This is a genomic window from Deltaproteobacteria bacterium, from assembly GCA_016208165.1.
In the GTDB taxonomy this organism is placed as follows: domain Bacteria; phylum Desulfobacterota; class Desulfarculia; order JACQYL01; family JACQYL01; genus JACQYL01.
The window spans coordinates 124,708-133,598 of the sequence record JACQYL010000119.1 but is presented as its reverse complement, the minus strand read 5'-3'; the positions used below and the strand labels follow the sequence as shown (position 1 = coordinate 133,598).

The 8,891-nt window shown below is 53.5% G+C and carries 8 protein-coding genes; all 8 read right to left on the bottom strand.

Translation table 11 applies throughout. From position 1 onward, the window contains the following. Positions 1–231 precede the first annotated feature (231 nt). A complete protein-coding gene (locus HY788_21735; GenBank protein ID MBI4776767.1) occupies positions 232–921 on the bottom strand; it encodes a hypothetical protein in 690 nt (229 codons plus the stop codon). Positions 922–1,041: 120 nt separating this feature from the next. Continuing rightward, the gene (locus HY788_21730; GenBank protein MBI4776766.1) at positions 1,042–1,797 is read right to left on the bottom strand and encodes an AAA family ATPase; all 756 of its coding nucleotides are present in this window, start codon (positions 1,795–1,797) and stop codon (positions 1,042–1,044) included. Beyond that, the gene (locus tag HY788_21725; GenBank protein ID MBI4776765.1) at positions 1,790–3,169 is read right to left on the bottom strand and encodes an acetyl-CoA decarbonylase/synthase complex subunit gamma; all 1,380 of its coding nucleotides are present in this window, start codon (positions 3,167–3,169) and stop codon (positions 1,790–1,792) included. The genes HY788_21730 and HY788_21725 overlap by 8 nt, the downstream gene beginning before the upstream one ends. 11 nt (positions 3,170–3,180) lie before the next feature. After that, positions 3,181–4,383 carry a CO dehydrogenase/CO-methylating acetyl-CoA synthase complex subunit beta gene (gene cdhC, locus HY788_21720; GenBank protein ID MBI4776764.1) on the bottom strand — a complete coding sequence of 401 codons (1,203 nt, stop codon included), beginning with the start codon at positions 4,381–4,383 and terminating at the stop codon, positions 3,181–3,183. A 3-nt stretch (positions 4,384–4,386) separates the two neighbouring features. Further along, the gene (cdhB, locus tag HY788_21715) at positions 4,387–4,929 is read right to left on the bottom strand and encodes a CO dehydrogenase/acetyl-CoA synthase complex subunit epsilon (GenBank protein MBI4776763.1); all 543 of its coding nucleotides are present in this window, start codon (positions 4,927–4,929) and stop codon (positions 4,387–4,389) included. 28 nt (positions 4,930–4,957) lie between these two features. Continuing rightward, positions 4,958–5,659, bottom strand: coding sequence for a hypothetical protein (locus tag HY788_21710; protein MBI4776762.1), 702 nt, complete (start codon positions 5,657–5,659; stop codon positions 4,958–4,960). A 14-nt stretch (positions 5,660–5,673) separates the two neighbouring features. Next, a complete protein-coding gene (gene cdhA, locus HY788_21705; protein MBI4776761.1) occupies positions 5,674–7,974 on the bottom strand; it encodes a CO dehydrogenase/acetyl-CoA synthase complex subunit epsilon in 2,301 nt (766 codons plus the stop codon). After that, entirely contained in the window at positions 7,974–8,882 is a 909-nt protein-coding gene (locus tag HY788_21700; GenBank protein ID MBI4776760.1) for an acetyl-CoA decarbonylase/synthase complex subunit delta, read from the bottom strand. The genes cdhA and HY788_21700 overlap by 1 nt, the downstream gene beginning before the upstream one ends. Positions 8,883–8,891 lie beyond the last annotated feature (9 nt).

Below are 8,891 nucleotides of genomic sequence, written 5' to 3'. Positions count from 1 at the left end.
CCTTCATTATCTGCCCTCCTAATCTTTGGTGGAATGCTTTGGTCAAAACAACGAGTTATAAGTCGGCACAAACTCCTGCCCGCGAATCACCAACCAAGCGGATGTGATTGGAAATCGGTATGCTTTTTTTGGATTATCTCCTCCTTTCGGGTGCTTTCCGAAGTGAATCGCTCCGGCGCCCGATCGTAGTTGATTTCTCGAGCAAAAAGCCCAAAGAGGTAAATGGACGGATCAGTCCGATCCTTTGAGGGCCTCTATTAGGGCTTCCTCAAGAAGCGCTCCCGCTTTTTTCAAAAGGGTATCGCCAATCTCACGATCCATGTTCATCGTGGCCATGCATGGATGTTCACGGTGCAATTGGCCTGCCCTTTCAACGGCTTCCTCAACGCCGACGCCTCCTAGTCGTTCCGTCACGTACGACGTGTTTCCGCACGGCGCCTCTCGAAGGACGGATACTTCTACAATTTGATCCCCATCCACCCGGACCTTCAGTTTGGGTTTCCCGTAACAGCGGGAGAACTCCCGGATCAACGGGCCCATATCGTCGTCATAGACCAACCCGCAGAACGGGCCTGGAAATGCAGTCTTGACGCCCTTCCTGTCCAACTGGCGCTTGATCTGGTTGGCCAAACCCGTCGGGAGCAGAGCCCTGTTATCCACAGGCGCAATGACCGCGGCGACCTTGCATTGCAGGGCGATTTCCGGAATAAGTTCGGCCAGTTTGTTGTTCTGTCCCAGATAGAGTAGGAGATCCCCTGTAGGCAGATCTTCGGGAAGTATGTCTTGCGGATCGTCGATCACGGCCGGCAGCTTCGACGTGTATTCATAGCCGACGGTTTCCCAAGAGGACGGCGCTGTCTTCTGCAAATATTCTACAAATCTCCGGCCAAATTTCCCCTGGTAAATAGCTATGACGCGCAAGCCAGACACCTCCATGTCTATTCTCACGTCGAATCTATGGTCGAGTGTAGGTTAAGTGGGATGGTGGACGTATATATATTTGAACGTACGCGCTTAAGCGTGTGTTTGAAATGGATAGTGCTAAATGCTTAACGCTGAAGTCAGTTCTTGGATCCCTTTCTTGAGGGAGGAATCGTCCGGAAGCTCTGTTACAGGTCTGCCTTCCATTTCAAGGTCATATATTTCCGGGTTTTCTGCAATAGTTATAACTGGATCTGCCCTTATCTCTTTAATAATATCCCATGCTCTTTGGGGCAGTTCTTTTTGTATCCGATTAACAATCAGGGATATTTTACCGGTTGTCGATCTCAGATCACCAATGAGTGTGTTGATCCCTGCGGCTGCGTTCAAACTCCTCAATGTAGGATCGGATACGATGATGAGGTTGTCCACATCCTGTGTGGTTTGTCTGCTGATATGCTCCATGCCGGCTTCACAATCGATGACGACATAGTCGTAGGGATTTTTCAGCTTATCGACAATAGCGCGGAGAATATTGTTCACCGCGCAGTAGCAACCGGGCCCCTCGGGACGCCCCATGATCAGGAGATCGATTTTGTCGGATTCCGCCAGGGCCTCCCGGACCCGTAGATCCAGGAAATCCATTTTAGTTACACCGGCGCTGAAGGTGCCCTTGCGAATGTGATCGTCCAGGGTCTCCCGAATGTTTCCAATGCTTTCCGTGGGAGGTAATCCCAAAGCCTGGTTCAAATTGGCGGCGGGATCCGCATCGACAGCCAGCACAACGCCTTTGCCGGCGAGATAGTCTATAATGAGAGCGGCAATCGTCGTCTTGCCGACGCCGCCTTTGCCTGCAACGGTGATCACTCTAGCCACGGATCTCGAGCCCCCACTCTTTGGCTTTATCCGCTAGAAACGGAGAAAGCTGGTTAACGGACTTCGGGCCTACAAATACCTCCCAGTCGGGCATCAAGTCGGGCAGCTCATTCTTGATCCGCGAGGCTGCATGAGGCAGAATCATTCGTTTGGTCTGCAGTTTCTGCTGCAAGCCGCGCTCTTTGAAGAAATCCGCAATGGCTTGCCCGTGGAATCTCCCGTCCGCCATGGCCGTGTCCACACCAAACCCTCCGGTGTCCAGAATGGCAGCGAAGAGCGGGACGCGGCTTGCTTCCGCCGCAGACGAGATGAGGAAGAAGGTTAAGGCAAAATTGGTGGTGACCAGCACGGGCGAATTTTCCCCGGGCCCGTTGATCTCGTATAATTTTGCCTCGACGGTTCTCAGTTTGCGAGGATCACTGTAGATATCCATGCGCTGTACCAAGAGGGGATAAAGGTAATCCTCGGCGGGATTGGAAACCACTACTACGCCCGCGTACTTGGCCACGAAACATCCGGCATACAGAACTTCCTCGACCGGATTTTGGGACAACGCGGTGGGAAAAGCGATTGTAGGATATCCCAGAGCCCTGTTTTCCGTTTTCAGGGCGGCCCTTCGGATCACGGTCTGGTCCTGGATCCCCTCAAAAAACGTCTTTGAAGATGGATCGAGGAGGAGCTGATTGAGGCCCTCCGCTTTCAGTCGCAGACTCAGCGGAATGAGGTTTTGGACTCCGTCGGCCTTGAGACCGACAGCGCAGGGGGAAGCCTTGATCCTGGGAAGTGCTTCGTCGAGATTTTCCTGGGTGATGGGATAGATGACCGGGTTTCTGTCTTTGTATATGTCCCTCGCCCGGAACAGGGCATCAAGATTTTCGGATATGAGGACCGCTGATAAAGGAGAGCTCTCGTGGACCTTTCTGACGACATCCTCAAATCTGCCCCGATCGCCGGAATCGAACCTTAGGGCCCACAGGTTTGGTTTGAGTTCGACCTGGGCTCTCACGTAAACGGCGTTTCTGACCTGCTCGAGCTTCTTCTCGATTTTCCCGTCATCCTCGGTATCGGAGATGAGGACGGCAATGCCCGGCTCATGAAAAAAACTCTTTTCATGCCTGTACATCACTTCCTCCTCCCCGATTATGACCGCATGGTCTCCCTTCCCGATAGTTACCAGGACCATGGGGGGGGTAAGGCCCTCCTCGATCTCTGCCTTTACCTCGGCCTCAACATAAGGACATTTGTCGACTTCGATCTCCCCTTTTGCCAGCTTCATGGCAAAACTGAAACAGGTAGGAAAGCCGCACTCCTTGCAGTTCTTCTTGCCTTCCTCCGGGAGCATCTTCTTGATGTCGGACCCTTTCAAAGCCATTCATCACCTCCTCAGCCGGCAAGCCACGGATGACCTACATTATTCAGGAACTCCTCCAAGGCTTCCACGCTGGCGGCGTCTTCCTCGGTGGCGATTTTGTCGGCTATGCCTTCGGGAAAGTCTTCCTGCACACGCTCTTTGAGTTCCTTGGGCATCCACATGAGTCGTTTGTGTCCGCCGTCCGCAAGCATGAACTTGGGGGAACGAAGATAAGAAACGCCGATCCCGATCATACCTTCGATCTGCCTGCCGCCGCTCACTTCGCCCGCCAAAGAAGAGAACGTTTCGCCGGTTGGCGTTGTGCCTTGATATTCCCTATGCACCACCCCGAATCCATCCACCTCGGGAATATAAAAGAGAACGCACTGAAAACACCCACATCCCGTGTGAGGCTTGTCAAAGGCGGAATACAAATAAAACTCGGTGCTGGCGCCCATGCTTTTTTCCGCAACCGCCGCGTTCACACCGGTGTATAAACCCAGCACCGGATCCAGGCACTCGCCTTTGTCGATCCTGAAGTTGGGTCCTTCAGGGTCCATCTTGAAGGCGGCCTTGCCGTCCAACCAGGAGATACAGCCACAGATGGACTGCCTTTCCGGGGTGATGACACACACATGCTGCGGCGCAAAGCTCTGGCACATGATGCAACCGTAGAAATCGTCCACCTCTTCGTCTTTCATACCCCTGACCCGCTCATCCCGTGCTCGGTAAATCTCTCGGGCCTTGGGCAGAAGTTCCTCGACCTTTTTAGGATCCGTCACGAAGGTAATTGCGATCTTTTCGATCATGTACATTTCGGCGGTGAAGAGGGTGATCAGAATTGCTCCGAATTCCTTGAAGGAGTTGAATCCTTGATTGTAGCTGTCCTTGTGAATTCTCAGCCAGATGTCATCACGAGAACCCATGTGCCAGACGCCTTCCATGTAATTTGAATACATGTGAATGCGGCGTTCGATGACCGGCTCCATGTCCTTTTCCAATTCCTCCCCGGCCACGTCGATGAGCAAGGCGAATGGATGAGTGCTGCCCTCTTCCATCTCGTTAATATCCAGACCGATGATTTCGATTTTCTCGTTCTCTATAGCATCCATTTCTTTGAGGGTGACCAGCTCGAACCGTTTGGTCGTGCCGCCGCCCAATTCGACCTGAAAAGCGTTCTTCCGTACTGTCTCACCTTCAAACTGGGGGCCGACTCCAATAGAAAATTCCGCCATGATTTACTTCTCCTTGAGATTTGCTAACATATTGTCAAGAAATTCTTCCCACTTTTGGTCCTTCGGGAAATTCGGCATTGAATAGTCCGCATGAGGAAAATAATACCGGCACAAAGTCATGGTTTTTAAATGCGGCGCATAATGCTTCAGTGTTGAAAGCCCTGCACTCGCCAGGTCGGTCCTGATGCCGAAAAAGAGGACCAGGTCGTGATTTCCTTCGCCCTTCACTCCTTTCCAACTCGGAGTCTTCAAGCAGTTGAGAATTTCCATGATGTCGTAGGAGCACTCGGGGATACACTCTCTTGCCAACAGCCCTTTCTTCGTATGGGCGGTGGCGCAAATGGGAATATTACCCGAACGGGCCAACTCCAGCGCCCAGTCCAGTAGAAGTTTCCCGTTGAGGGAATCCTTCAGAACCCGAGGCCCTAAGACGAGCAAGGGCCGCTCGGCCTTTTTGATGAGCTCGGCATATTCCGCCCCGTCCTTAATGATACGAGCCTCTTTAGTGCCGGTGAGCACGTTTACTTTATGATAAGGCAGCGTCATTCTGATGACCCTCCAGGAGCTTGGTTATCTAATCGGCGAAACCCTTCTTCTCCAGTTCTGACCTCACCGTATCCATGATGATGTTGCCGGCCACATGTAGGATGGTGTCCCCGAGTTCACGATCCATGTCCATGGATCCTTGACAGGGGTGGGCATGAAAAAACTTACCGGTCAGCTCCGTCACATTGTCTCCAACGTTGAGTCCCTTAAGGTGCTCCGCGACGAAGTGAGTGTTTCCGCAAGGAGAACCTCGTCGCACCGTGGCTGATTGGATACGTCCGTCCTTGACGGTGAGTTCAAGATCAGGCTTGCCGTACCGCTTCGCGAAAGCCTGAGTAAGCGGGCCTTGGTGGTCCGCTTCCGCCAGGGAGCAAAAGGGGGCAGGGAAAATAATGGGAATCTGTTTCTTTTTCAGTTGACGCAGAATCTGGTTGGCCAGACCGGTTGGGAGGTGGCCCCGAGCATCGACCGGTGCGATGACTTCTTTAGCTTTACAAGCTTCGGCCATTTCAGGAATGATTTCGGCCAGCTTACGATCCTCCCCCACGTACACCAAAAGATCACCCTGTGGCAGATCCGTCGGCAGGACTTCTTCAGGATCATCAATAACCGCCGGAAGCGTGCCCGTATATTGGTAGCCGATGATCTCCCAGGAATCGGGAGCCGTCTTCTTGAAATGGTCCACAAACCTTTTCCCGTAATCACTGGTAAAAACGACGATCATTTTCAATGATTCGATCCTCCTTATTTCCCACCTTTGACGTAATCCACGGAAGCTTGGCTATCGTATGTTCCAATGATGGTCGGATTTGAAATAAAAGGTTTGGGTTTCCAGTCCTTTTCCTTCAAAAACGTCATGACCTCGCGTTTGTACACAAGAGGAACGTCGGCGGGCTTTCGAACGAAATTGGGTAGGTCGTCCGGGAGCGTACCCATATACTTCTTGTAGAAATCAATGTAGTTATGCAATTTTACTTGCCGTCCCTGGTGAGTGTCGTTGCGTCGGATACAGAGTTTGGCTATCTCCACCAGGGCCCTTTCCTTGGATTCCACCACGGTGATTAGATGTTCCGGACAGCGGTCGTCCGAATCCATGAGCTCGTCGGTGCGGGCGTCTCTGACCCGCCAATCCGTACCTTCCTTGTCACTCAGCAAGAGGCGTTTGTATTTGGCCGCATGGGGGCCCAATACCACGGGAATGCCCCAACGATTGCATCCGGTGGCTATGGATGTGGCCTTCTGGGAATAGGCTCCCCAAGCCAGGCCGCAGGCCCCGATGCGGTTAAGAATGTAGTCGGCCACAGCCTCGAAGTTGCCCCGTAGGGGGACTTTGGCGAAAATGTTCGCTACCTTGATGGCCGCGCCAACGATATGGGAGTTGGAAACGCACGATCCGACATTGATCACTCCGCCCGAATAAAAAGTCGGGGGATATTTTTCGTACACGGTCTGACCGTCGTATTTTTTCATGGCAGCCGCCATGGCGGAGCAGCCGGAGAGCATCACGATGTATTTGCGTCTGGCCAGTTCCTCGACGATGTCGGCAATTTCCTCCATCTCTTCGGGAAAGTTCGAACATCCTACCACCGCCACAATTCCGGGATTGGTTCCGAAGGCGATGGGGATGGACGCTTCGCGAATTTCGACCGCTCCCACCGGTCCCCGTCCGACCCTCATGCGGTAGGTTTCCTGACCGGCCGCCGCCTGCATGCATTTAAAAATAGGCACGTCATTGGGGCATTCCTGTTCGCATTTGGCGCATCCGATACACTTGTCGAACACCTTTTTCAGGGGCTCGATGTCGCCTTTCGACGCGGCCTTCATGGCTTCGCCGATCGGCAGCAGGTTGGCGCATACACGGGAGCAAAGACCGCATCCTTTGCAAGCCTCGGCGAGCATGGGAACCTGGTCCGGAGACACCAGTTCCTTTTTCCTGGAGCGGGCTCTCCGCAGAGCCACTTCAACAGCCACCCGGGCGGCTTTTTCCGGATCCAGGATGAGCACCTGCTTATCTTCGTCCACAACCGTTCGAACGATCTCCTCCGCGGATCTGCCCGACACGTTTTCCAGTCCGTAGCAGGCCTTATCGGATGCCGCAATAAGCGGCGTACCCGTCTTACGGGCCTCCTCCGGCATGTCGGTCCACACGCATTGCTCGTCGGTCAGAATCACATCCGCCAGTCCGCTCTTGACGTAAAAATGCTGGCGGGAGAGTGGACCAATCACTTTGGCGCTCTGCGAATACCGGGTCGTATCGAGCGCGGTGCAGCAGATTCCGGCCACATCGACCTTGTCCGATAAACCGTGTTGTTCGATGTATTCAACCACCGAATTAGATGTAGCGGCATTGTGGCCGATGCATAGGATCAGCGCTTTCTCGAGATCAACGGAACGCCATCCTATGTCCACAAAGGGGGTGTCGATTTCAGAGGAGGGATACTTATAAGCCGCAATCTGGGCCAGGTCCGCGGCTTCCATGGCTACAAAATCGAGCATGCCCACATGAAGGGCTTTGGAGTTGAAATCGAGGTCGGATCCTTCCTGCCCCGTGTGGGTGGCGGAAACGGCATGGACCAGCTGTTCTTCCACATATTGAAGGGCTTTTTTGAGATCCGCCAACGTTTCCGGCTTCAGTCCCACGACATTGCGAATGATCGGCGCCTCGGTGGAAATGCCTTTACCCAGATCGAGCTTAAAATCGGGCCCGTGTTTTTCAATCAGGTAATCGATCATGTGCGCCGCGTGCGCCGCGTGGGCCGAGCAGCCGGCCAAGGTCTGCTGGAGAAACTGCCGGGCCTGTTGGGCGGAGATGTTGATGCCGCATGCGCCTTTCTTACCCGCGGTGAGATCGCACTTTCCGTACGTGCACCAGCAGCAGAGGTCGCAAGCAGGGGCATAAAAGGGTTTGTACGTCTGCATCAGACGTAAATCCCAATTGCGTAGTTCCGCCGAGTCAGGCATGGGAGTCGGCCCGACCGGTTCCCAATTTTGATCGGCGCGTATGATTTCCCCGATTGCTTTCTTCTTAAATTCGCCCTTCGACATCATTCACCTCGACATATTTTCTTTAAGGTCTTGTAGACCTCGGGGTGTCTTAGTATCAAAATGTTTGCTCCGGCCAGAAGATACGAAAGGCCTGTCATGGCCTCCCAGAGGATCCCTTTTTCTCCGCTTTCCCTGGCCTCTTTGGTTTCCCAGCATCCTTTGCCCATGTTGGCCAACAGCGGCATCCGGAGATTCGGGTCACCGAAAGACGCGGCGGCCAGTTTTTCTCTCTCCATGACGGAATAGGCGTATTCCATTCCATAGCCCAGGGGAGGGTTTAGCGGGTCATATATGATTTTGTCCGCCGGGAAGCCCTTCTTTACGAGTTTCATGTTCAACTCTTTCGCCACGGGGAGTTCCATGGCCGTCTGAACAACCACGCCGTGACCGAACGCAAGAGCGGCCTCTCCAATCGCGTCCAGGTTGCTTTTCAAGGCAGGGCCCAGGAAAAGGTTTTTCCCCGCGCAAACCTCGGCCACCTTCGTCAAGACCTGGGCGTCCTTAGCTTCAGCGCCCGTTCCGTAGACAATAATCGGGACGTCGACAGCTTCGGAAACGCTTTTGACAAGATCGGCCGCTTCCGCCGGCGATGTATCCTTTTCAATGGGATCCGTGCTGACCATCTGGAGGCATACGATCTCGGCGCCGTAGGCATGCACACATTTTCGGGCCCACTCCGATGGGCTGTGAATGACGTCCTGATAGTAGTCCAGGAGGGTAGCGTCCCAATCCGTGGGTTGCATATCAAAGACTTCAAAAGCGAATCTCGGCGGATTGGGCCAGGTTCCTTCGAAGAAATGGAAAGCGGGCGCGGTTTCGCCTCCGATTTTGAGAGCATGCGAGCCACCTCCCAGTATGACCTCCATCACCGAGGACTTGTATGCTTCCTTGGGAATTTCAAAATCCATAAAAGGCCT